The organism is Ruegeria sp. ANG-R, assembly GCF_000813985.1.
Classification (GTDB): domain Bacteria; phylum Pseudomonadota; class Alphaproteobacteria; order Rhodobacterales; family Rhodobacteraceae; genus Ruegeria.
The window spans coordinates 97,865-119,475 of sequence record NZ_JWLJ01000004.1; the positions used below are offsets into that span (position 1 = coordinate 97,865).

Annotated in this window: 20 protein-coding genes; 4 read left to right on the forward strand and 16 right to left on the reverse strand. The window is 56.5% G+C overall.

Features of this window, described 5'->3' with window-relative positions; genetic code table 11:
• Window positions 1-15: 15 nt before the first annotated feature.
• The 5 genes from RA27_RS12360 to RA27_RS12380 all read right to left on the reverse strand — a co-directional run bounded on the left by RA27_RS12360 (window position 16) and on the right by RA27_RS12380 (window position 6,094).
• Window positions 16-744 carry a TSUP family transporter gene (locus RA27_RS12360; RefSeq protein WP_152610703.1) on the reverse strand — a complete coding sequence of 243 codons (729 nt, stop codon included), beginning with the start codon at window positions 742-744 and terminating at the stop codon, window positions 16-18.
• 37 nt (window positions 745-781) lie between these two features.
• Window positions 782-1,522 carry an aspartate/glutamate racemase family protein gene (locus RA27_RS12365; protein ID WP_039539271.1) on the reverse strand — a complete coding sequence of 247 codons (741 nt, stop codon included), beginning with the start codon at window positions 1,520-1,522 and terminating at the stop codon, window positions 782-784.
• 28 nt (window positions 1,523-1,550) lie between these two features.
• Window positions 1,551-2,789: an FAD-binding oxidoreductase gene (locus tag RA27_RS12370; protein ID WP_039539272.1), complete on the reverse strand. Its 1,239-nt coding sequence runs from the start codon at window positions 2,787-2,789 to the stop codon at window positions 1,551-1,553.
• A 4-nt stretch (window positions 2,790-2,793) separates the two neighbouring features.
• Window positions 2,794-5,007, reverse strand: a complete 2,214-nt coding sequence (locus tag RA27_RS12375; protein WP_039539273.1) for a TRAP transporter fused permease subunit — start codon at window positions 5,005-5,007, stop codon at window positions 2,794-2,796.
• Window positions 5,008-5,086: 79 nt separating this feature from the next.
• Window positions 5,087-6,094, reverse strand: a complete 1,008-nt coding sequence (locus RA27_RS12380; protein ID WP_039539962.1) for a TAXI family TRAP transporter solute-binding subunit — start codon at window positions 6,092-6,094, stop codon at window positions 5,087-5,089.
• A 128-nt stretch (window positions 6,095-6,222) separates the two neighbouring features.
• Between RA27_RS12380 and RA27_RS12385 the strand changes: the two genes are divergently transcribed.
• Window positions 6,223-7,191 carry a LysR family transcriptional regulator gene (locus RA27_RS12385; protein ID WP_052265276.1) on the forward strand — a complete coding sequence of 323 codons (969 nt, stop codon included), beginning with the start codon at window positions 6,223-6,225 and terminating at the stop codon, window positions 7,189-7,191.
• 388 nt (window positions 7,192-7,579) lie between these two features.
• On the opposite strand, the gene RA27_RS12390 is transcribed toward RA27_RS12385, so the two are convergent.
• The 9 genes from RA27_RS12390 to RA27_RS12430 all read right to left on the reverse strand — a co-directional run bounded on the left by RA27_RS12390 (window position 7,580) and on the right by RA27_RS12430 (window position 17,224).
• Window positions 7,580-8,320, reverse strand: coding sequence for a TylF/MycF/NovP-related O-methyltransferase (locus RA27_RS12390; RefSeq protein ID WP_052265277.1), 741 nt, complete (start codon window positions 8,318-8,320; stop codon window positions 7,580-7,582).
• 986 nt (window positions 8,321-9,306) lie between these two features.
• Window positions 9,307-10,365, reverse strand: coding sequence for an aldolase/citrate lyase family protein (locus RA27_RS12395; RefSeq protein WP_039539275.1), 1,059 nt, complete (start codon window positions 10,363-10,365; stop codon window positions 9,307-9,309).
• A 12-nt stretch (window positions 10,366-10,377) separates the two neighbouring features.
• Window positions 10,378-11,178, reverse strand: coding sequence for a 2-oxo-hept-4-ene-1,7-dioate hydratase (gene hpaH / locus RA27_RS12400; protein ID WP_039539277.1), 801 nt, complete (start codon window positions 11,176-11,178; stop codon window positions 10,378-10,380).
• Window positions 11,175-12,029 carry a fumarylacetoacetate hydrolase family protein gene (locus RA27_RS12405; RefSeq protein WP_039539279.1) on the reverse strand — a complete coding sequence of 285 codons (855 nt, stop codon included), beginning with the start codon at window positions 12,027-12,029 and terminating at the stop codon, window positions 11,175-11,177. The genes hpaH and RA27_RS12405 overlap by 4 nt, the downstream gene beginning before the upstream one ends.
• The gene (locus RA27_RS12410) at window positions 12,029-13,510 is read right to left on the reverse strand and encodes an NAD-dependent succinate-semialdehyde dehydrogenase (RefSeq protein WP_241484063.1); all 1,482 of its coding nucleotides are present in this window, start codon (window positions 13,508-13,510) and stop codon (window positions 12,029-12,031) included. The genes RA27_RS12405 and RA27_RS12410 overlap by 1 nt, the downstream gene beginning before the upstream one ends.
• 24 nt (window positions 13,511-13,534) lie before the next feature.
• Window positions 13,535-14,377, reverse strand: coding sequence for a 3,4-dihydroxyphenylacetate 2,3-dioxygenase (hpaD, locus tag RA27_RS12415; protein ID WP_039539281.1), 843 nt, complete (start codon window positions 14,375-14,377; stop codon window positions 13,535-13,537).
• Between the two features lie 42 nt (window positions 14,378-14,419).
• On the reverse strand, window positions 14,420-15,274 hold the full coding sequence (gene hpaD / locus RA27_RS12420) for a 3,4-dihydroxyphenylacetate 2,3-dioxygenase (protein WP_039539282.1): 855 nt from the start codon (window positions 15,272-15,274) through the stop codon (window positions 14,420-14,422).
• A gap of 52 nt (window positions 15,275-15,326) precedes the next feature.
• Entirely contained in the window at window positions 15,327-16,838 is a 1,512-nt protein-coding gene (gene hpaE, locus RA27_RS12425) for a 5-carboxymethyl-2-hydroxymuconate semialdehyde dehydrogenase (protein WP_039539284.1), read from the reverse strand.
• Window positions 16,839-16,840: 2 nt separating this feature from the next.
• A complete protein-coding gene (locus RA27_RS12430) occupies window positions 16,841-17,224 on the reverse strand; it encodes a 5-carboxymethyl-2-hydroxymuconate Delta-isomerase (RefSeq protein ID WP_039539286.1) in 384 nt (127 codons plus the stop codon).
• Between the two features lie 105 nt (window positions 17,225-17,329).
• Here RA27_RS12430 and hpaR point away from each other — a divergent pair, with 105 nt between their 5' ends.
• Window positions 17,330-17,770 (forward strand): homoprotocatechuate degradation operon regulator HpaR, encoded by a 441-nt coding sequence (gene hpaR / locus RA27_RS12435; RefSeq protein WP_039539288.1) that lies wholly within the window; start codon window positions 17,330-17,332, stop codon window positions 17,768-17,770.
• A gap of 33 nt (window positions 17,771-17,803) precedes the next feature.
• Here the strand turns inward: hpaR and RA27_RS12440 are convergent, their stop codons facing one another.
• Together RA27_RS12440 and RA27_RS12445 are read right to left on the reverse strand one after the other, a co-directional pair.
• Complete coding sequence (locus tag RA27_RS12440; RefSeq protein WP_039539290.1) at window positions 17,804-19,156, reverse strand: aminotransferase class III-fold pyridoxal phosphate-dependent enzyme; 1,353 nt, start codon at window positions 19,154-19,156, stop codon at window positions 17,804-17,806.
• A 33-nt stretch (window positions 19,157-19,189) separates the two neighbouring features.
• Window positions 19,190-19,969, reverse strand: a complete 780-nt coding sequence (locus RA27_RS12445; protein ID WP_039539292.1) for an IclR family transcriptional regulator — start codon at window positions 19,967-19,969, stop codon at window positions 19,190-19,192.
• A 109-nt stretch (window positions 19,970-20,078) separates the two neighbouring features.
• On the opposite strand from RA27_RS12445, the gene RA27_RS12450 reads away from it, so the two are divergent.
• Window positions 20,079-21,008: a tripartite tricarboxylate transporter substrate binding protein gene (locus tag RA27_RS12450; RefSeq protein WP_039539294.1), complete on the forward strand. Its 930-nt coding sequence runs from the start codon at window positions 20,079-20,081 to the stop codon at window positions 21,006-21,008.
• A gap of 60 nt (window positions 21,009-21,068) precedes the next feature.
• Complete coding sequence (locus tag RA27_RS12455) at window positions 21,069-21,605, forward strand: tripartite tricarboxylate transporter TctB family protein (RefSeq protein WP_039539295.1); 537 nt, start codon at window positions 21,069-21,071, stop codon at window positions 21,603-21,605.
• Window positions 21,606-21,611: the final 6 nt, after the last annotated feature.

The following is a 21,611-nucleotide window of genomic DNA, read 5'->3' on the forward strand; positions in this document are numbered from 1 at the left end:
GTCTGCCCTTCGAGTTTACGCGGTCGCAAATGCGCGATGAAAGAGAACGCCGCAGGCTATCAGAGATACCACTCGGATCGCCGTTGTGACCATGGTCTGAGGCAATTGGGGGCCTACCGCACGACCAAAAAAGCTGCCGATAAATGTGAGTGCCACGAAGCCCCATAGCTGCGGGCCATAGGCGAAGGCTTGCGTCTCGGACAGGCTGTGCAACAGGAATGCGATGCCATACGCCACCAGCGCTATGGGTTGTACCAGCTTGGCAACCTCTTTGGCTGGGTGGCCTTTCGCAATCAATCCGAAAACCATTAGCGGGCCGGGCGTCGCTGCCCAAACAGTCGCCAGCCCGGACAAGCCGGAAACGATCGAAAACCCCGTTGTTCCAATTGAGCGAGGCAGGGGCAGCAGGGTCGTCACAAGCCCGATCAGCAACAGGCTGGCTGTCAGGGCAAGGACAAACGCCTCGCTCAGCCAGGGGTATACGACAAGGCCCGCGACCACTCCGACGAGGCACCCGATGATTGCCGTGCGAATGGTCTGTCGGTTGGCCTTCAGCACCTTTCGGTCTGTCGCGACCGCTGAAACGACGGTGTTCAAAAGCAGCAGCATTGGAACGGCCGTTGGTGTACCAAACAGAATCATCATCGGCGGTCCGGCAAGGATGCTAAACCCAATGCCGACGCCGACTTGCAGCATCGCACCAAGACCGATGGCACCCATCAGGATGGTTAGGTCAACGGACACTTAAATCCCCCAAATCCCACGCTATACTGCTGTTTCTTTAGGTCCAAGGCATGATGCCAACATAGGAATTGCGTGTCGCAACGGTATGCGCCATCTGCGCCAGTGTCGTCAAATCGAAGACGGGAAGCTGCAACGCGTCCTGAAGGCACGCTGCATAAGGCGGCAAATCGGTACATTCCAACACCAGCGACCGTATGTTCGGCGCTTGGTGTTTAAGTCGCCGCGCCGCCTCAAGGACTTCTGCCTCAATTAGATCGGTGTCCATGCGGGTGCGCGTGTTTCGCAGGATCACCTCGGCGAATTCGCTGGTGTCCTCCAAACCTTGCACCGATACGGGAATGCCCGCCGCGCCGACACCTTCGAAATGCTTAGGCGTCAGAGCAGATGCATCTGCGGTCAACACGCCCACCGGGGCGTTCGCTCCGGTCATGTGAAAGGCCAGAGGCACCTGTATCAAGCTGGATGCAAAGACGGGTACCGAAACAGCCGCAGCCAATTCCTTTTGAAACAAAGCCAGAAATCCGCAGCTTCCCGTGATTGCCCGAACGCCCTCAGCTTCAAGCCGTCTTGCACCCTCAATAAAGGGAACGAGCAACTCAGGCGTCGGGTTGTTCAGCAGAGTCGGGACAGTAATGCCGTCGACCATTTCATAGAGCACCGGAAATGGCAGACTTGACGGGTTCTTGATATGCCCGGGCGGTTTCGGGAAATAGCTTTCAAGGCATAAAACCCCGATCGAAGCCCCGCAGATATTCTGGCCGCCTTCATAAATTGGCATGGTGCTCAGGTCCTTTCGAATAGGGGATTTAGAAACGGGCCAGCGAGAACGGGTCCAGGTTGATATTTGGGCTGCGTCCGGAGACCAAGTCCGCCACAAGCTCTCCGGTCTTTGGCGCCATCATCAGACCGTAATGAGAATGACCGAATGCGGCAAAAAGCCCGTCCTTTCCGATCAGCGGCCCAATCGCTGGCAGGCTATCGGGAAAAGAGGGGCGCCGTCCCATCCAGAACTGAGCCTCGCCAGTATTGAGGTCCGGCACCAGAGATTTTGCCTGATCGGTGAGTATCTTCTCTTTGCGCGGATCGGCGGGCGCATCGACACTGCCAAACTCGGCTGTACCGGCAACTCTCAGCCCGCCCTGCATTGAACTTGCGACGACCTTTGCGTCCACATCCATGACAGAGTTGTTCAGCACAGCCGAGGGCATCGGGAATTCAACGTGGTAACCTCGCTCGGCCACCAATGGCACAGGTATGCCAAGGGGTTTGAGCAGGTCGGCAGACCACACTCCTGCCGCAAGAACAATATTGCGCGCGAACAGCGTATCATGTGACGTGGCAAGCTGCCAAATGCCGCTTTCGGTGTGGCTCAGCTTGGTGACTTCACTCCGCACAAGCTCGGCACCTCGCGCACGTGCTTTTTCGGCCAATACGGCGCCCAAAAGCCCGGGAGAAGTTGCGCGGGCCTGACCTTTGATCACAATCGCGGCCTTGAGGTCTTTTGACAGCGCTGGTTCCAGGCGCCGCAATTCAGCACCGTCGACACGCTCCAAGTCACCGCCTTTCTCTTGGCGGATCAGATAGCCAAGATCATCCAGGTTGGCCTGTTCAGGGTTGCGGAACGCGTGAATATAGTAACTGTCCGCGATCAGCGCTTCGTGACCCGTGCCCTGCAGGTGCCGACGGTACAGATCTATGGACGGACGACACAAAAGCTCCATCGCATCTGAAACTTCGCGAACCGTCTTTTCGCCAGACTTACCCAGAAAGCGCAGCCCCCACGGGATCATCTTCGGCCAGAAGGACGCCCGGACTGAAAGCGCGCTTTTCGGGTTCACAAGCATCTGGGGCAGCTTCTTCCAAATGCCCGGAACTGCCTGCGGAATGATCGACCAGGGCGACACCACTCCCGCATTGCCGAACGAGGTTTCCTGTCCCGGGTCGCTCCGGTCGATTAGACGGACCGGTATACCCCGTTCTTGCAGCGACAGCGCGCAACAGATGCCGACGATCCCTGCGCCGATGATGGTCACTTGCTCTGTCATCGTGTCAGGCCGGGGAATGGCTGCGATTGCGCGCGATCAGTTGGCTGACAATGACGGGCGAGGCGACAGCAAGCGCAATGAGGTCAGCCGTCAGGCTGGGCGCAACAAAGATCACCCCGGCGATGGCCATCAGGATACGCGACGCGATGTTCAAGGGTTTCAGCCAGTATCCGACCACAGCTGAGGACAGGGCGATGACCCCGGCGATACAACTGGTGGCGGTGTAGGTGAATTCCCACAGGTTGAACCCGGTTGAGGACACGAACAATAGGACCGGCGCATAAACGAAGGCCATTGGTGCGATTACCTTGCCCAAACCAAGGGTAAAGGCAGAGAGACCAGTTCGGAACGGGTTGGAGTTCGCAATGGCCGCTGCCGCGTAGGCCGAAGTGCAGACGGGCGGCGTAATCTCGGACACCACACCGTAATAGAGTACGAATAGGTGACTTGCGATCGGCGGGACACCCAGCTGAGCCAGCGCGGGTTGTGCGACCGAGACCAGCATGATGTAAAGCGCAGTGGTTGGGATGCCTGCGCCCATCAGGATGCAAACGATGGCAATGAAGACCAGAGAGATGAACAGTTGTAGATCTTCCATCGCAAACAACTGCCAGCTGCCGAACGAGATCATATTGTACAGGTCTGAGGCCAGATTGCCTGCACCTTGAGTGACCATGAAGCCGATACGGAAGCCAATGCCGGTTGTGTTGATAACGCCGACGACAATGCCGACGGCGGCAGCAGCGGCGCCCACGGCCAGCGAGTATTTCACTCCCAACTCAACCGCTTGCAGCATCTCAGGTACTTCGATGCGTTTCTGCGGGTTCAGCGTGGCGATCACCGACAAGGCACACAGGATCGCCGTCATCGTCAGATCGAACCCGCCATCCGAGAATTTCCACAGCACAAAGGCCAGGAAGGCCGCGGCATAGATCAGCGTGGGCGGCTGTTTGATGCGCGACATGCCAGCGATCACCGCTAGAGAAATACCGCAGAAGGCAGACATAAATGGCGTGTAACCCGTGAAGAGCACCACCAGCAGACCGATCAGAGGCACGATGTTGGCCCAACCTTCGGCCCAGACGGCCTTGAGCTGCGGCAGTTGCTCTTTCGCCAGACCCTGCAGGTTCAGCTTGCGTGCCATCAAGTGCACCACGGCAAAGACGCCGACATAGTGCAGAATCGCTGGAAATATCGCGGCAATCACGATGGTGGTGTAAGGTACTTCGAGGAACTCGGCCATGATGAAGGCGGCTGCCCCCATGATGGGTGGCGTGATCTGGCCACCGGCAGAGGACGCGGCCTCAACCCCGCCCGCAAAATGGCCGGGGTACCCAAGGCGTTTCATGTTGGGAATAGTCAGCGCGCCGGTTGAAACGGTGTTGGCCACCGAAGAGCCCGAGATCGTGCCGAAGAACGCAGAGGATACCACCGACACTTTTGCCGGTCCGCCGGTATAGCGGCCCGCCAAAATGGTAGCATTGTCGATGAAGAGTTGCCCCAATCCGGTGCGCTGCGCGATCACGCCGAACAGGACGAAATGGAACACGATGGTCGAAACGACCCACAGGGTGACGCCGTAGATGCCTTCCTGCGGGAAATACATCGACGACACGAATGTTTTGAAGTTCACACCGGGATGTTGCAGCAAGCCGGGGAAATACGGACCCAACAGGGCGTATGAGATAAACACACAAATGATCAGTGGCAGCACCCAACCCAACGTGCGGCGTGCAATGTCCAGAACCAACAAGATGATGATTACGCCCAAAACCACGTCATAGTCGTTAGGGTTGCCCATTCGGAACGTTTGTTCCTCGATCCCCAGAAACGGAATGCCGCGCCATGCGATCCCAACATACAACGCTGCGACGATCCCCAACGCCATAAAGACCAAGTCGTACAGAGGGATGTTGCCGATACGGAACCGGCTGACCTTGAGAGCGTAGAGGTTTTTGGAGCCTATGATCGGAATTGTCGCGTAGACCAGAATGAACAGCAGCGCCAGATAGATACCCATGTGCCAATGGTCGGCGGGCAGGCCAAAACCAGCTGTAAAGAACTCGTAGAACGCGAGGATTAGGGCGACAATACGCAGCACCGTGCCCGCTGCTGGCGTGACCTGCCGGACTGCGGCACCTTCGTCGAACTGTTCTTCGATGGCAGCCAGTTCCTCGGCCGTCAATTCGTGGTCATCAAGTTTCTGGGTCTCGGACATGATGGCCCCCCGATTTCGCATAATTCCAGAGTGCGGTGCCCCGCGTAGGGGCACCGACGAAAGTGTCAGTAAGCTAATATTACTGAAGCAAACCGGCTTCTTTATAGAACTTCTCGGCCCCCGGATGCAGCGGCACACCCAGCGCCTCAACACCATCCAGCGCGGTATCGGGAGTGATCTGCTTGCCTTTTGCGTGGCCATTGTCCAGCAGCTTGCGAGTATTGTCGTTCCACAGCGCCTTGGTCAGGCCATATACCAGTTCGTCGGACAGTTCCGAGGATACCACCAGCATTGCGCTGACTGCAGGGGTCTTGGTTTCACCGTCGATACCTTCATAGACGCCACCCGGGATGGCCGAGGGGATGTATGCCGGGATGATCTCATTGATCTTCGCCATGTCCTCGTCGGTGAAGGAATGCAGGTTCATCCCCTTGGTTGACGACAGCTGCACCATCGCGGCGACGGGCCAGCCTGCAGCGTAGAAATAGGCATCCAACTGACCGTCAGCCAGACGCTCGGCGCTTTGGCTGTTGTTCAGCTCGGCCTCATCCATGTTGTCGCGGTTGACGCCCCACGCGTCCAGCATCTGCAGCACGGCAACCTGTGTACCGGAACCGGCTTGCGCGATGCCGACGCGCTTGCCTTCCAGATCGCTCAGATCGTTGATTGTCTCACCGGCAGGCAGAACCAAGTGCAGGTCCTCGGGGAACAGGTTGGCCACGATGCGAAGATTGGGGTGAGGTTTACCCTCGAATTTGCCCTCACCCAGATACATCGAGCGGGTGACGTCGGCTGCGGCCAGACCGGCTTCAAGCTCTCCGTTCTGAACGGCGGCGTTGTTGAACACCGACGCTGTGGTGGATTGTGCGATAGCAATCAGGCCCGGTACGCCGCACTGGCCGCCCTCTTCGCATGGGCGCGAACCCGGAGGGGCGGAGATTCCGTTTGCGATGGTGCCGCCGATGGGGAAGTAAGTTCCGCCTGCGCCGCCTGTGCCGATGCGGAAAAAAGTTGGATCCTGTGCCAGCGCCGGAGCGGCAAGCGCGCTTGCCAGGGCCAGTCCCGTCAAACATTTCACAAATTTCATCATCATCTCCCTTGTTGGATCGTCGGATTCGGTTTGACCGAATTTCGATCCCGCAAGCGTAGTGGCAATTTTCATAAATACAAATTTGTTATATTTCATAAAACTAAAGTTTAGCTTATGTTCTAACCATGAACCTTATGCAGTTGACCGTTTTTCGCGAGGTGATGGAGACCGGCTCCATCTCTCAAACCGCCAAGAAACTGAACCGCACCCAGCCTGCGATCAGTCTGGCCTTGAAGAACCTTGAAAAGACCCTTGGCCTGACACTATTCGAGCGTAAGGGACGGCGATTGGTCCCAGTTCCCGAAGCACATTACCTTTTGGCCGAAACAACAGGTATTCTGGACCGCCTGGCGACGATTTCCAGTACAATGGAAGGGCTGATTAAAGGGCATTCCGGCAGCCTGAATATCGCTACCATGCCGGGCCCATCCGCTTTCTTGTTCCCGCGTTTCATCAGCCAATCAGTCGGCGAAAACCCCGAGATACGTATCACGTTGTCTACACGCAGTTCACCCCAGATTACAGAGCTTGCGGGCACGCAGAATATTGATTTCGGCTTCGCAGACTTCGAGCATTCAGCCGGGAAAGAGCCTCAATATTCAACAGAACTGATCCGGGCAGATTGTTTTTGCGCCGTTGATCGTGATAGCCCGCTTACTTCGTGCAGGACCGTATCCATTGCCGATCTCGACGGGGCCCCCATGGGGGGATTACATGCCACACACCCGTTCCAGCGCAAAATTCGACAAGAGTTTCAAGATGTTTCAGCTGACTACAACCCAACAGTGACCTGTCAGTACTTTCTACCTTTGATACCATTTGTGAGCTCAGGTCAGTGTTATTCGATCGTGGATCCGTTGACTGTAGCGACTGAACGAGAACTAAACCTGTCCAATGGAAAAGTCGCGTTCTTGCCCTTCAAAAAACCGCTCAGATATGAATATGCGCTCCTTGAGCCCGATCACCGACCACCGTCTCAACTGGCTTTAAAGATCAAAGCGGGCTGGAAAGCCGAAGTTTTAAAGATGTTGGCAGGGGTGAAGGCCAACCCTCATGCAATTGGGATAGATGAAACAGGAAGCGAGCAAAGCTGAATACCATTGTTTTACGAACAGAAAATCGATGGGAGGGAATGTGCACTTGGATCAACTTGCGACAAGTAGACGACCATCAGCTATGGGACGGGAACCTCCAATTTCTTAGGTTGGACCGAAGGTTGGCTTTCTCCCGCTCATATAACCATGTCGACATGTTTGCGTCGGTGCCGCCGAAGATTGCCATCTCTGATCTGGCGGGCAATATGAGGGCCGTTCGTCCATTAAAGTGCAACGGGAGTTTCTCGCGCGGTGCAGGCGCTAATGAGTACGTCGGTTCTGAGGTAGGGCATACCTTTCCACCGCGAACGTCGCCATCACCGAAGACATAATCTGCAATAGCTCGAAAACCACATTGCCGATCCTACCGGCACCAGCCGGTAGTCATTCAGTGTTTTCTGAAATAGATTGCACCACCTGGAACGTCCTCCACGGTCAATTCCACCCAAGGGTTTGCTTCAATAAATTCGTTGACGGCTAGGCGGCATCCTTCGAATGCAGTGTAGTCGTCGATCTGGACCCAGCCGCCTTTGACGACTTTAGGCACAAAGGTTTCGAGCACCAGTTTTGTTGGCGAAAAGAAGTCACAATCTATGTGCAAGAATGCGATTTCCTGAATGTTAGAAACAGGCAAAGTATCCTCAAACCAGCCACGATGAATCTCAATGTTGTCAATTCGTGCGCCGACTTTAGTCAAAATACTCTTAACGCGCTTGGGGCTGCCGACTATGTCGCCGACCCACTTTTGTGAACCGGCCCCGTCCTCCGCAGTTGCTTCCGGCATCCCTTCCCAAGCATCAAACAGCGAAATCTTGCGGTCATCATTTCGAGCTGCATAAGCAAGAATTGCCGCAGTACCACCGTCCAGAACACCGCATTCAACAAAATGCCCTTTTGTTCCCGCGCGAACTAGAGCCTCGGCCTTTTCTAGAATTGAGTCTTGCCGACGTGTCGAGACCTGGGTGTATGGATAAGTCCAACAAAAGGGCTTCTCGGACCGAAAACCATCGGCAATCAGGCGCTTTCTGACACCGCGCGCGAAAGGATGAAGTTTCTTAGGCAAGATACGACGAAGCAAAGGAAAAGACTGACTGGGAGCATCACCTTCAATGTTATCTTCAATCTTCATGTAAGCACTTCTCCGCAATGTGAGGCTAAGAACCTTTGGATTTCAACCCATACATTTCTTTAATACCACACAATGTACATAGCTTCATATAACCTGAAAACCCCTCGCAAAAAATTGGATCATGGCTTGTGTCTAACGTCGGGCCCCCTGGGGCAGTTAAGGTTGATTTGATAAGAACGTGTTTCTGGCTCACCGTAGACGATGAGGATTGGTAGAATGGAAAAACAGATGGGAATCGGGATCGAAATCACTCTTACCGTTTTGTCGATTAGGATGATCTAACGGGGACTGGGATCAACCTAGGAACATATGGTCTGGGACTAGAGCACATGCTCTGCTCTAAGGCCTAATAGTTTCAAACGGCCTAGTGTTTGGTAGTTCTGCGATTATGACGACCGGCTGAGGTTCCCACCTCTTTATAATCACAAGCAAAATTAGGCGCGGGTATGCCGTCGCGAGAGCAGGACCTGATCAACAATGCAAGCAGCTTCAGGTGCACATCAAGCAATCGACGGGAGCATAGCTAGTGTCGAGGCTGACTGACCTTATAGCACGGGCGAAGCAGAAGGTCCTCGATTTAGGCAACAAGTTAGAGCGGGAGTTCAAAGCGTTGGCGGGGCGGCCTTCCTTTGGTCTAAACTTTGCACGGCACCGCCCAAAAGCGTTGAGCTTCCGGGAAGACCAATCCGCAAGGGCGATAAGGTACGGGTTCTGCCCCAACGTGGGGAAACGAGCAGAGGAAACCAGAGGCCGTTTAGGGTATGCAGCGTCTCCCGACGCTATCAATCAGACTTTTCCACAAGAACCCAGTCCGTCCTGAATACCCACACTATAAACGGACGGCTTCTTATCTGCTCCTGTTCATCAGTCACGCGACCCCCTCGTTGACGAGGGCTGTCCAGATCAAGGCATCGGTTGGAAGGGGGCTGCGACTTCACGCAGGTTCACGCTCAGTCTCCCAAATCCTACAGCCGAACCGACAATAGTCAGTCGTTCCAGATCAGTTCAAACTCCTCGCGGAAGGCGAAGCGTTTTAGGTGGTCCGAGATCACGAGCTTCCACCGTTCCAGATCACCGCGCGGCCCGGCTGAGGCTTCGACCTGCAGCGTTTCGGGCGTTGCCTTCAGCTCAACAGAGTTGCCGCCATCAAAGGAAACGGTTCCGGTATTGGCGTCAAACTTTACCTGACCTTTGTGCGACCAGTGTTTGCACAATTGCTGCAGGTATTTACTGGCATTCTCCGTCGCAGCCTGCCCCGTAGCGATCTGTCGTGGTAAGAGAGCAAGACTGCTCTGCGCCCTAGCCCTCATGTTTTTTGCAAAAAGCGTGACATCAATGTCGGTCGCCAGAAAAGTCACCCCGATGTCGAGGCATTTGCGCTGCATGGCGGGGTCCAGTGTAAGTATGCCCGCTGCTTTGCCTGCAGCGACGATCCGGGTCAGCCCGTCCTCGATCAGTTTAACCACTTCGGGGTGGTTGGCGTTCCCTATGTGCCCCATATCGGCCGCCAGATCCGCAGGCCCGATGAAGACGCCATCAACACCATCGATCTTCAGAATGTCGTCCAGCTCGGCCATGCCCGCCTTGTTTTCGACCTGTATCAGCAGGCAGATTTGCTCATCCGCTGTCTTGAGATAGTCCGGGATTGCCGCAAATCGTGACGCCCTCGCAAGCGACGACCCGACGCCCCGCACGCCGCGGGGGGGATATTGCACGGCCCGCACCAGTTCACGCGCCTGATCTGCGCTTTCAACCATCGGCACCAAGATGTTCTGAACACCCGCATCCAGATATTGCTTGATCATCCAAGTTTCACCGATCGGCAGGCGTGCGACCGGCGCACTGCCAGAGCCTTCGATCACCCGCACCTGTGCAAGTGTCGAGCGCAGATCGTTGGGCGCATGTTCGCCATCGACCAACAGCCAGTCAAACCCCGCGGTCGCGGCAATCTCAGCTGCGTAGGCATCAGCCATCCCGAGCCAACACCCGATCTGAGGTTGTCCGGCCTTCAGTGCCGCCTTGAACGCATTCTGTGGTGCGGGCATGTCGCTGTTCCTCTAAGAAAAATTGATGTCGACGGACCCGAACGATCCGAAATCTGCGTGGATTTCTGTGCCCGAGGGGCATTCGACAGGACGAATGAAACTGCCGGACAGGATCACCTGACCGGGTTCGATGCTTTGACCGTATTGCGCCATGCGTCGCGCCAGCCAAACGACACTTTCCACCGGATCGTTGAGAACACCCGCACCCAGACCGGTTTCTTCGATCTCGCCATCGCGGAAGGTTAGTGCTCCGACCCATCGCAAGTCAAAAGCATCGACCGCGTGACGTTCTGTGCCCAGCACGATGCCCGCATTGGCGGCGTTGTCGCTGATCGTGTCGAATACGGTGCGTGCCTTTCCGGTCTCGGGGTCTGTCCGCTTAATACGGGTGTCGAGGATTTCGATGGATGGAGCGACATAATCGGTCGCCTCCAGCACCTGTTCGCGGGTCACATTCGCACCACCAATGGCATCTTTCATGACAAAGGCGATCTCGGCTTCGATACGGGGCTGGATGAAGCGGCCGGCCGGAACGGTCCCGCCATTCTCGAAGGCCATGTTATCGAAAAGAATACCGCTGTCAGGAATGTCGATATTCAGCGCATATTGCATCGCCTTCGACGTCAGACCGATCTTCCAACCGATGACCGTGCGCCCCTCCGCCAGCTTTGCACGATAGATGGCGTTCTGCACCTCATAGGCGTCGTCCATCCCCATTTCGGGATGGCGCAAGGTCAACAGGCCGACCTGCTCACCTGTCCGTTCAGCGTTCAGTAGATCGGCAGCAGCGTGTGCGTGATCCTCAGGGGTCATACCTGCTCATCCTCAATGGTGTTGCGCAGAGTTCCTATCCCCTCGACCGAAACCTCGACCACATCACCGGGGGCCAGATATTTTGGCGGATCGAACCGTGCGCCTGCGCCGGTCGGAGTACCCGTGACAATGATATCGCCCGGCTGGAGCGTCATGAAGGTCGAGATGTATTCGATCTCGCGCCGGATCGGAAACATCATTCGATTCAGTGTATCGTCCTGGCGCAACTCTCCATTCACATGCGTCTGAATACGGGCGTCGTCCAATTGCGCAGCATCGGTAAACGGCACCAGCCAGGGCCCGATAGCGCCCGAGTGATCCCAGTTCTTGCCCTGCGTGACGTTGAATTTAGCGTGGCGAACCCAGTCGCGGATCGTGCCTTCGTTGCAAAGGGTCAGTGCCGCGATATGGTCATAAGCGTCGTCCTGCGAAATCCGGCGTCCCGCCTTGCCGATCACAATGGCCACTTCGCCCTCATAATCCAGCGTGTGATTTTCCGGCGGGCGGATCAGGGGGCGATCATGGCCGGTAAAGCCACTGGCAAAACGCGGAAACAACGACATGTATTTCGGCTGCGCGCTGCCATCCTTGTATTCCGCATTGCGGTCAGGGAAATTCACGCCAACGCACAGGATGCGACGGACATCAGGCATCACCATCTCATAGGTGAATTCCGTATGGGTTACGGGTTTTCCGTCGACCGCTGCGGCCAACTGGCTGAACGCCCCCGCCGCGACAACCTCGTAGAGGCTGCCATAGTCGGGGAAATCACCGTTCAGGGCGATCGCGCCCTCATCGGTAATCGCACCGAAATAGGTCTTTCCGTTGGCGGTATAGGTTGCAAAGCGCATCAGGCCTCCTCGGCGGCATCAATTCCGCCCATGCAGAGATATTTGAGTTCCATGAAATCATCCAGCCCATGGCGCGAACCTTCGCGGCCCAGACCGGACATCTTGACCCCACCAAAAGGGGCTTCGGCGGTTGAGATCAGGCCGGTGTTGATACCGACCATGCCATATTCCAACGCCTCGGACACACGCCAGATGCGGGCCATATCACGCGAATAGAAATACGAGGCCAGGCCGAAATCGGTGTCATTGGCAGCAGCCACCACCTCGGCTTCGGTATCGAACCGGAACAGCGGTGCGACGGGGCCAAAGGTTTCTTCCGTCGCCACAGCCATATCGGCAGTCACGCCGGTCAGGATGGTGGGTTCGAAGAATGTACCCCCCAACCTGTGCGGATTGCCGCCCAGCGTGATGCGCGCTCCCTTCGCCGTCGCATCCGTAATGTGTTCGGCGACTTTGTCTACGGCGGCCTGGTCGATCAACGGGCCAAAAATGATACCCTCATCAAAGCCGTCACCAATGGGCAGGGTCGCTACTTTTTCCGCCAATTTCTCGGCGAAGGCGTCATAAATTCCGGCCTGTACGTAAATTCGGTTGGCACAGACGCAGGTCTGACCGTTGTTGCGGAATTTCGCAATCACCGCACCTTCTACGGCCGCATCAAGATCAGCATCGTTGAACACGATGAACGGCGCGTTGCCCCCCAACTCCAGCCCCAGCTTCTTGATCGTTGGTGCACATTGCGCATAAAGCATCGCACCGATCTCGGTCGAGCCGGTAAAGGTCAGTTTCTGCACAATCTTGCTCGACGTCATCTCGCCGCCGATGTCCCGGGCCGAGCCGGTGAGGACGGAAAACAAACCCGCAGGCAACCCGGCCCGATCGGCCAGAACCGCCAGAGCGATCGCCGAGAAAGGGGTCTGACTGGCCGGCTTAAGGACCATCGAACAGCCTGCGGCAAAGGCTGGACCCGCCTTGCGAGTGATCATCGCGTTAGGAAAGTTCCAAGGTGTGATCGCGGCGACGACCCCGATGGGCTGTTTAACGGTGATGATCCGCTTGTCAGGCGCATGACCGGGGGTGACATCTCCATAGGCGCGGCGGGCTTCTTCGGCGAACCACTCGATGAAGCTGGCACCGTAAGCCACCTCGCCCCTGGCCTCGGCCAGAGGTTTGCCTTGTTCCGCTGTCAGGATTGCCCCCAGATCATCCTGGTTCTGGATCATCAGCTCGTACCAGTGACGCAGGATCTGGCTGCGTTCTTTCGCAGTCCTTGCTGCCCACGCTTTCTGGGCGCGCTGCGCATCGGCAATCGCTTCGCTAGTCTCGACCGCACCGAGATTGGGGACGCGGCCGATCAATTCACCCGTCGCAGGGTTGGACACGTCAATCGTGGCCGCGGCTTCGGACACATCCACCCATCTTGAACCAACCCGCGCCTTTTCAACAAGCAGAGTAGGATCATTGAGACGCAAGTCAGTCATTCGAAATTTCCTGTATTTTTGGCCTTACACCGAGAAGCTGATATTAGCCTGGCCCGTTCCGGAACTACCGAAATACGGGGTGTAGATATCGATTTCGCCCTTGTAGCTACCCCATCCCAAAGCTCCGAACAGCAGGGCGGTATCGTTCATAGCGCATTCGCCCGCGCATTTCTTGGCGTAGTCCGGCAGAAGTTCGAGGAACTCTTCGAACCGGCCCTGCTCCCACAGCTCAAGTACGCGCAGGTCCATCTGGCGGTTGAACTCACCGTTCACTGCGTTCAAACCATCGACAGACCGTTCATTGGGGGTGAAATCATGACTCAACGAGCCCGACGCCAGAATAGACACATTGCGGCCCGACCGGCGGATACCTTCGGCGACGGCCTCGCCCCAGACCCGGTTCTCGTGAATTGATGAGAATTGGTTTACGGCCACGGGCAACACCCGTGCGTTCACCCCCTCATTTATGAAATGCATTGGCAGCAAGGTGCCATATTCCATGCCCATATCGGGATGCGCATGACCCAGCGCCCGCTCACCGCGTTCACGCAGAACGTCGAGGATGGTTTCCCCCAGTTCATGATCACCGCGATAGTCGAATTCCATGTCTGCCAGCATGTGCGGCAGTTCGTGGCTGATGAACCGACCCTTGTGGTGCTCTTTCGTATTCAGGTGAAACCCCTGGTTGGTGATCCAGTGGGTGTCAAAAATTATGAACGTATCGACATTGCGGTCAATCGCGTCTTGTCGCAGGCGCGCATACCCATCGATCGCCGGTTGCCGGATACCTTTGTATTTCGGCATCGTGTGGGACATCCAGATGCTGGGCACGTGTGTAATTTTCGCAGCCTGTACTATCTTTCCCATGATCGTCTCCTTTTAAAATGCGTTGCGCGCCTGCCGACTGGTTCAGTGGACCGGGAAGATCACATTGGTCTGGCCCGTGCCTGACGATGGGAAATACTCGGTCACGACTTCGCATTTCTTATCGTAGGCATCCCACCCTAGTGCACCGTACAGCATCGACGTGTCGTGCATCGAGCCTTCGCCGCAGCAGAAGTTGGCATAATCGCCAAGCATCTTCAGGAAAGTGGCGTGATCTCCGCTCTTCCACATCTCCAGCACGTGCAGGTCGACCTGGCGGTTGAATTCCGAACTGATGGTGAATGTGCCGTTGTTGGCAGCATAATCCTTGTTCGCCCAGATCTTGTGCGAAAGAGAGCCAGATGCAACCAGCAACACTTTCTCATCGCTCGCTTCGACCGCCTCCCGGATAGCCTCGCCTACGATGCGGCTTTCGTCATGACTGTGCACCGTGGCCCATGCCGCGACCGAAACGACCTTCATGTCATGCTCGCGGCTCATGAATCGCATCGGAACCAGCGTGCCGTATTCCAGTTCCAGGCTATCAAGGTGATGCGCCAGCGTGTAGACGCCCTTGTCCGAAGCAATTTTTGCGATCGCGTCGCCCATTTCCGGGTTGCCTTTGTAGGAGTACGGCAGATCCTGAATGAACTGCGGGAACTCGTTCGAGGTGAACAGGCCCTCAAACGTGTCATTGGCGTTGATGTGGAACCCGGCGTTGATCACCCAGTGGGTGTCGCAGATGATCACCGTGGTGGCGTCAAGCTCTTTGGCGCGACGGGCAATTTCCCGGTGGCCATCGATGGCCGCCTGACGTTTTCCCTTCACCGCGCCTTCTTGCTCGGACATGAGCAGGGTCGGCACGTGGGTCATCTTTGCCGCAAGAACAATTTCTCCCATGGTCTCCTCCTGGAGCTAGAGTTTTTCGCGCGCATATGTTTGAGGCCAGCGGTTACAGCTTGCCCAATTGCATGATCTTGTGCTGTCCGGTGGCAAACCCGACATGCTTCTGTTCCATGTAGAACTCGAAGCTCCAGTCGCCGCCGTCCCGGCCGATGCCGGATGCCTTGACCCCTCCAAACGGGGTGGGCAGATGGCGCACGTTCTCTGAGTTCACCCAGATCATTCCGGCCTCGAGCTTGTCGGTGAAACGCAGGGCGCGGGTCAGATCATTGGTCCAGACATAGCCAGTCAGACCATATTGCGTATCATTTGCGATCTGCAGCGCCTCTTCCTCGGTCGAGAACGGGATCGCGGTCAGGACCGGGCCGAAGATCTCCTCACGCGCGATGCGCATCTGGTTGCTGGCATTGGTAAACAGGGTGGGCCGCACAAAGTACCCCTCGTCGCCGACCTTGACGCCTCCGGCGGCAACGGTCGCACCGTCCTCTTTGGCGATGTCGAAATATGAGGTCACCTTATTGTAGTGCTCCTCGGTCACCAGTGGGCCGACCTCGGTCGCCGGGTCCAGCGGGTGCCCGACCTTGATGTTGTTCACGCGCTCAATCAGTCTGGCCTCGAACTCTTCCTTGATCGTATCCTGTACCAACAGGCGCGATGAAGACGTGCAGCGCTCGCCGTTGATCGAGTAGATCATGAAGATCACCGCATCCAAAGCGCGATCCAGATCGGCATCGTCAAAAACGATGACCGGGTTCTTGCCGCCCAGTTCCAGATGCATCCGCTTCAGCGTATCCGCGCCCTGCTTGGTAATGATGCTGCCCGTGCGGCTTTCGCCGACAAAAGCGATAGCCTTGATCATCGGATGTTCGGTCAACCGTTTGCCGGCATCCGGCCCAAAGCCGTTCACCGTGTTCAGCACGCCTTTGGGCAAACCGGCCTCTTCCGCGATCTCAACCAACAGGCGCGCAGACAAAGGCGAGTCCTCTGCGGGCTTGTGGACCACCGTACAGCCCGCCGCCAGTGCCGGAGCGATCTTCCACGTCGACAGCATGAACGGTGTATTCCACGGAGTGATCACGCCAACGGGCCCGATCGGTACGCGGGTGGTGACATTCATAAGCGTCGGCGATTTCAGGTGTTGGCCATCCCGTGCCTGAACCACCTGATCAGCGAAGAAACGGAAGTTCTCGGCACCTCGCAGCGCCGCCTTGGACATGAAGCGCAGGGTCTGGCCTGTATCCCAGCACTCGCACAGGGCAATCTCCTCGGCTCTGGCCTCAATTGCATCCGCAACGTTCAGAAGAATTCGACGGCGTTCGGTGGCAGGCAGGTCACGCCAGGCCGCAAATGCATCGTGTGCAGCCTGTGCTGCAGCATCAATGTCATCTGCGGTACCATGTGCAACATCACAGATCACCGATTTATCGACCGGAGAGATCGATTGGAACACACCAGCCGACCCATCCCGATCCTCACCCGCGATCCGGTTCCTGATACCAGTTTCCTTGAAACGGGCGAGGAAGCCAGCAAGTTTCTCGATGTTCTTGTTCAGATCACTCATGTTCAGGTCTCCAGATGGTCTCGGATGGTCCCGGTTTTGGGAGAGAGGTCAGGGTCGATGTCGCGCATTTCGAGCGACACTGCTACGGACCGTTGTTTCATGACAGGTTCCAGATAGGCCCGGACCGCCTCGAAAATGCGCTGTGTGGCGTCTTTCTTTACTTCATCGGTTCGGCCCGCGCGCAAGCGAATCGAAATATCGATAAAACCATGCGCCGGATTGCCGTCTGCGATGGCATAGTGATCGACACGCGTGGCCCGGACTCGGATGCCCGGCATCGGGAACGCCTCGATCCCGGCGGCGGTCCGCCGGATGCATTCGCACAAGCCACCCATGTCGATCCAATCCTCAAGATTGCCGGTATATTCGACGTGAAAATGTGGCATGTCGCCCCCCTTTATAGTTAACATGTTTATTAAAATGAACTACGCCTGTCAAGAGCTTGCCTTGTTAATCTTTGCAATTCCCGGGAGAGCACACTAGAAGGCACCATGAACACGCAAAGCCATACAAAAAGCACATCCAGATCCCTTCCGATAGCGCTGTTACGCGCACGCGAAACCGTCATGGCGCCTGTCAGGGATATGCTGCAGGGTATCCAGATTACCGAACAGAAATGGCGCATCCTTCGCGTTTTGGATGAACTGGGTGAGGTGGAGCAAAGCACCATCGCCAACGAGGCCTGCCTGCTGCTGCCCAGCCTTACGCGTATTCTGCGCACAATGGAGGCCGACGGGCAGGTCACGCGTCGCCAGGATAGCCGGGACAAGCGGCGCACTATGGTGATGATCACCGATGCGGGCCGCGAGATTCTAAAGGTAAATCTGGCAACGTCTCTGGCGATTTCCAATAGTATCGAGGCGCAGATGGGCCGGGAGAAACTGGACAAACTGCTGGATTTGCTGGACGAGTTGCAGGCCATTAAAGTCTGACCCCACCTTTGGAAGGCAGGGCCATCACAGTATCTACAGACCGGCCAATCCGGCATCCAGAGCCGACAAAATCTTGGCGACATCTTCGGATGTAACAACCAGAGGCGGCGACAGAATGATGTTGTTGCCGGACACGCGGACCATCACACCGTTTTCATAAGCCACTTTCTGCACCTGCAATGGCAGATGCTTGGCGATGGGCGCCTTGGTTTCACGATCCGAGACCAACTCCAGTGCGCACATCAGGCCCTCGCCCCCGCGCACATCGCCGATCACGTCGTACTTATCAGCCAGCCTCTTCAAACCCTCGAACAACTCATCCCCGCGGGCTGCAGCATTCTCCCAGATTCGCAGGCGATTGATTTCCGAGAGCGCGGCCAGCGCCGCCGCTGCACCCACAGGATGGCCTGAATAGGTATAACCCTGATCGACCGAGGCCTTGCCCGAGGTGTCATTTTCAAACACCTCCGCCACCGATCCCGAAATCATCGCTGCGCCGAATGGAAAATAGCCGTTGGTGATCGCTTTGGCCGTGGTCATGATGTCGGGCTGAACGCCCCAATGCCGCGCACCGCTTTCGCTGCCGGTGCGACCAAACGCGGTGATGATCTCGTCCGAGATCAGCAGAATGCCGTGTTTCGAACAGACTTCACGAACCATGGGCATGAAGCTCTTGTGTGGCGGGATCACCCCGCCCGCACCCAGAATCGGTTCCATAATGAAGGCGGCGACCGTGTTTGCGCCCTGAAACGCAATCTCGGCTTCAAGCGCTTTGACGCACAGCTGAGCCAGACGTTCGGGATCTGTCTCGTCAAACGGGTTGCGATAGGTCCACGGGGCGGGCACGTGGAAACAGCCCGGCATCATCGGTTCGTAGGCTGCGCGGAACTTCTGGTTGCCATTGACCGAAGCGGCCGCAAAATGGGTGCCATGATACCCCTGCTTCAGACTGATGAATTTGGTTCGTCCGGCTTCGCCGCGCACCTTGTGATACTGACGCGACAGTTTCAGTGCGATCTCAACCGAATCTGACCCGCCCGAGGTGAAAAAGGCGCGGGTTAACCCATCAGGGGCAAAGAACTGCGCCAGTTCGTAGGACAACTCGATGGCCTTGTCGTTACTCGTTCCACGGAACGTCGAATAATAGGGCAGCGCATTTAACTGGTCGGTGATCGCCTGCTTGACCGGCTCGCAGGAATAACCAAGATTGACGTTCCACAACCCGCCCACGGCATCGATGGCCCTGTGGCCATCCACATCGACGATGCTTACTCCTTCGCCGCCTGTCAGAATAGTCGGCGGATTGTTCCTGCTGTCCGCCGGATGCGCCATCGGATGCCAGAAATGACGGGCGTTGTTTTCCTTCAGGAAGTTTGAGTCTTTCATGTCACGTTTCTCCGGGGAAATGTCCACCGCCAATCAAGGGTGGAACTCGGTTGGAAAAGTCTCGGGCATCTGGCCGCCGAAATTTGCGGTCAGATCGCGCGAGAGGGATTGAAGTGATTTCAGGATCACGGGCAGCCGTTCACTGGTCGCGCGAATATCGGGAACGGCAATTGAGATCGTCCCGAGCGCAACTTGACTAATGCCGAAGATTGGGGCGGCAAATCCGAAAACACCCTCTTCGTAGCTGCCGTTGCTGTTGGCCCACCCCGCCCGCCGGATCAGCGCCACCTTCTCTTTGATCAGATCCGGATCTGTCAGCGTGGCATCGGTGAAACGTTCCTGCTCTTCCTGATCCAGACGGCTCAGAAGAAAAGAGGGGCCAAATCCGAGCATACAAAGCCCCGAGGCGGTCGCATTGATCGGAATAACCTCACTGGGGTCGAGACTGACGCGAACACTGTGCTGCGTCGTCTCTACAACCACAGCCGTTTGCAGAGTGTCCTTTTCGAGCAAGGTGAGATGCAGGCTTTCGCCGACGTCCAGCATCGCTGCCTGCATTTTCTGCCGCGCGCCTTCAAGACCGGGCTTGGCGATCTCACGAAGCGCCGCAAGCCGCAGCGCTGCCGGTCCGATGGTGTAGGTTTTTGTCTGCGGATTTTGTTCGATCAACCCGAATTCCTCAAGCGCACGCAGGTGACGCAGAGCCGTCGCCTTGTTCAATCCGGACAAACGCGAAATCTGACTCAGGCCGATTTCGGCCAGAGAGTTTGAGAACAGGTCTAGCATTTTCAAGGCATTAAGTGCTGTACCCATGCGATTTTCTTCCTTCCGTTGAGGTTATACTTGACAGAATGAACTTAACAAAGCAAGATTATTATTGTTAACACGGTTCAAATAATGAACCACTTACCGGGAGGTGTAAATGAAAAAGTTTTTTGCGGCAGCCCTGATGGCTGCTTCTGCAACCGCCGCAATGGCAGAGTATCCCGAGAAGCCGGTATCCTTTGTGGTTCCGTGGCCTCCGGGCGATCTGGAGGACGTTCTGACCCGGATGATCGCGGATGAGTTCCAGGCGATGTACGGTGTTCCTGCCGCGGTGGTGAACAAGCCCGGCGGCGGCGGCGGCCCCTTCCCCGGCGCAGTGGAAGTCGCGACCGCACCGGCAGATGGGTATACGGTCGGTTCCTTCGTAACAGATGTTCCGATTGGCGGGCCGGAAATCGGCATTCCAGAGCTCAGCCCGAACCCGTTCGAGCCGATTGGCATCTTCATGACCTACCCGTTCGTGATTGCAGCCAGCAAGGATGCACCATTCCAAACATGGGATGAACTGGTCTCTTACGGCAAGGAAAATGACGTGGCGCTGGGTCACTTTGGTTCGTTCCTGCCACCCACGCAGGTAACCTTCACTGCAGCGATCCAGTCGGACTTCGACTTCGCCAGCGAAGCCGCTTTTGACGCGCTGGATTGCAACACCCTGGCCTCGGGCGATGTGGACGTCATCAATACCACGTTGCAGTTGATCCTGCCCTGCATGGACAAAGTGAACGTTCTGGCCACCATCGGCAACGAACGGATCAGCCTGACGCCCGACTCCCCAACCGTAGCCGAAATTCACCCCGAACTGAATCTTGCGCTGTGGAATGGCCTGTTTGTCCACAAGGACGTACCAGCCGATGCACGCGAAAAGATCTCGGCCGCGGCCCAGAAGGCATTGCAGTCGGAGAAGGCACAGAACCTGATCGGTGAAACCGGTGTTCTGATCTACTGGCAGGACGCTGATGAGGCCCAGGCGCAGATCGAAGCCGATACGCAGACGATCGGCAAGATCACGGAAATTCTGGGCGAATAACGTTCGGTCCGGGGCGCGGAAAGAAGTTTCCGCGCCTTTTTGTCGGGTAGGGAGGAAGAGATGATCGCAAAGACGCTACAGGATATGTTCAAGCGGTATCGCCGACCGGGCGATATTGTATTTGCCGTGCTGTTCCTCGCCTTTTCGGTGTTTCTGCTCTCGCAACTTGGCGAACAGACCCAGGTGGTCAAACGGACCAAGTGGTTTGCGCAACCAGGATTGTGGCCCACAATCGCTGTGTGGTGCATGGTCGCCTTCGGCTTTCTGCACTGGCTCAGCTCGGCCATCTCCGACCGGATCGACGGCCGTTGGGTCGAGGTCGGGTTCTGGGTCCGTTCATTGGAATATGTTGCCTATTTTCTGATCTACGTACTGCTGGTGCCACAGCTTGGCTATCTGCTCTCCACTATATTGTTCGCAGTTTTCCTGACGCTGCGCTCGGGGTTTCGCGGTGCGGGCGCAATCGGCATCGCGGCACTATTCGGCTTTATCGTCACGATCGTATTCAGAGGGTTTCTGCAGGTGAAAATCCCTGCCGGTGCAATCTATGAATATCTTCCGGACTCAGTTCGCGCCTTTGCGCTGACCTATCTGTGAGGGGGC

Coding starts and splice junctions, on each gene's coding strand:
- hpaR (WP_039539288.1), top strand. CDS start 17,330: ATGAACACGCAAAGCCATACAAAAAGCACATCCAGATCCCTTCCGATA.
- RA27_RS12365 (WP_039539271.1), bottom strand. CDS start 1,522: ATGCCAATTTATGAAGGCGGCCAGAATATCTGCGGGGCTTCGATCGGG.
- hpaD (WP_039539281.1), bottom strand. CDS start 14,377: ATGGGAAAGATAGTACAGGCTGCGAAAATTACACACGTGCCCAGCATC.
- RA27_RS12430 (WP_039539286.1), bottom strand. CDS start 17,224: ATGCCACATTTTCACGTCGAATATACCGGCAATCTTGAGGATTGGATC.
- RA27_RS12375 (WP_039539273.1), bottom strand. CDS start 5,007: ATGTCCGAGACCCAGAAACTTGATGACCACGAATTGACGGCCGAGGAA.
- RA27_RS12395 (WP_039539275.1), bottom strand. CDS start 10,365: ATGCCCGCACCACAGAATGCGTTCAAGGCGGCACTGAAGGCCGGACAA.
- RA27_RS12410 (WP_241484063.1), bottom strand. CDS start 13,510: ATGACTGACTTGCGTCTCAATGATCCTACTCTGCTTGTTGAAAAGGCG.
- RA27_RS12380 (WP_039539962.1), bottom strand. CDS start 6,094: ATGAAATTTGTGAAATGTTTGACGGGACTGGCCCTGGCAAGCGCGCTT.
- RA27_RS12390 (WP_052265277.1), bottom strand. CDS start 8,320: ATGAAGATTGAAGATAACATTGAAGGTGATGCTCCCAGTCAGTCTTTT.
- RA27_RS12450 (WP_039539294.1), top strand. CDS start 20,079: ATGAAAAAGTTTTTTGCGGCAGCCCTGATGGCTGCTTCTGCAACCGCC.
- RA27_RS12405 (WP_039539279.1), bottom strand. CDS start 12,029: ATGCGCTTTGCAACCTATACCGCCAACGGAAAGACCTATTTCGGTGCG.
- hpaE (WP_039539284.1), bottom strand. CDS start 16,838: ATGAGTGATCTGAACAAGAACATCGAGAAACTTGCTGGCTTCCTCGCC.
- RA27_RS12445 (WP_039539292.1), bottom strand. CDS start 19,969: ATGGGTACAGCACTTAATGCCTTGAAAATGCTAGACCTGTTCTCAAAC.
- RA27_RS12385 (WP_052265276.1), top strand. CDS start 6,223: ATGAACCTTATGCAGTTGACCGTTTTTCGCGAGGTGATGGAGACCGGC.
- RA27_RS12440 (WP_039539290.1), bottom strand. CDS start 19,156: ATGAAAGACTCAAACTTCCTGAAGGAAAACAACGCCCGTCATTTCTGG.
- hpaD (WP_039539282.1), bottom strand. CDS start 15,274: ATGGGAGAAATTGTTCTTGCGGCAAAGATGACCCACGTGCCGACCCTG.
- hpaH (WP_039539277.1), bottom strand. CDS start 11,178: ATGACCCCTGAGGATCACGCACACGCTGCTGCCGATCTACTGAACGCT.
- RA27_RS12455 (WP_039539295.1), top strand. CDS start 21,069: ATGATCGCAAAGACGCTACAGGATATGTTCAAGCGGTATCGCCGACCG.
- RA27_RS12370 (WP_039539272.1), bottom strand. CDS start 2,789: ATGACAGAGCAAGTGACCATCATCGGCGCAGGGATCGTCGGCATCTGT.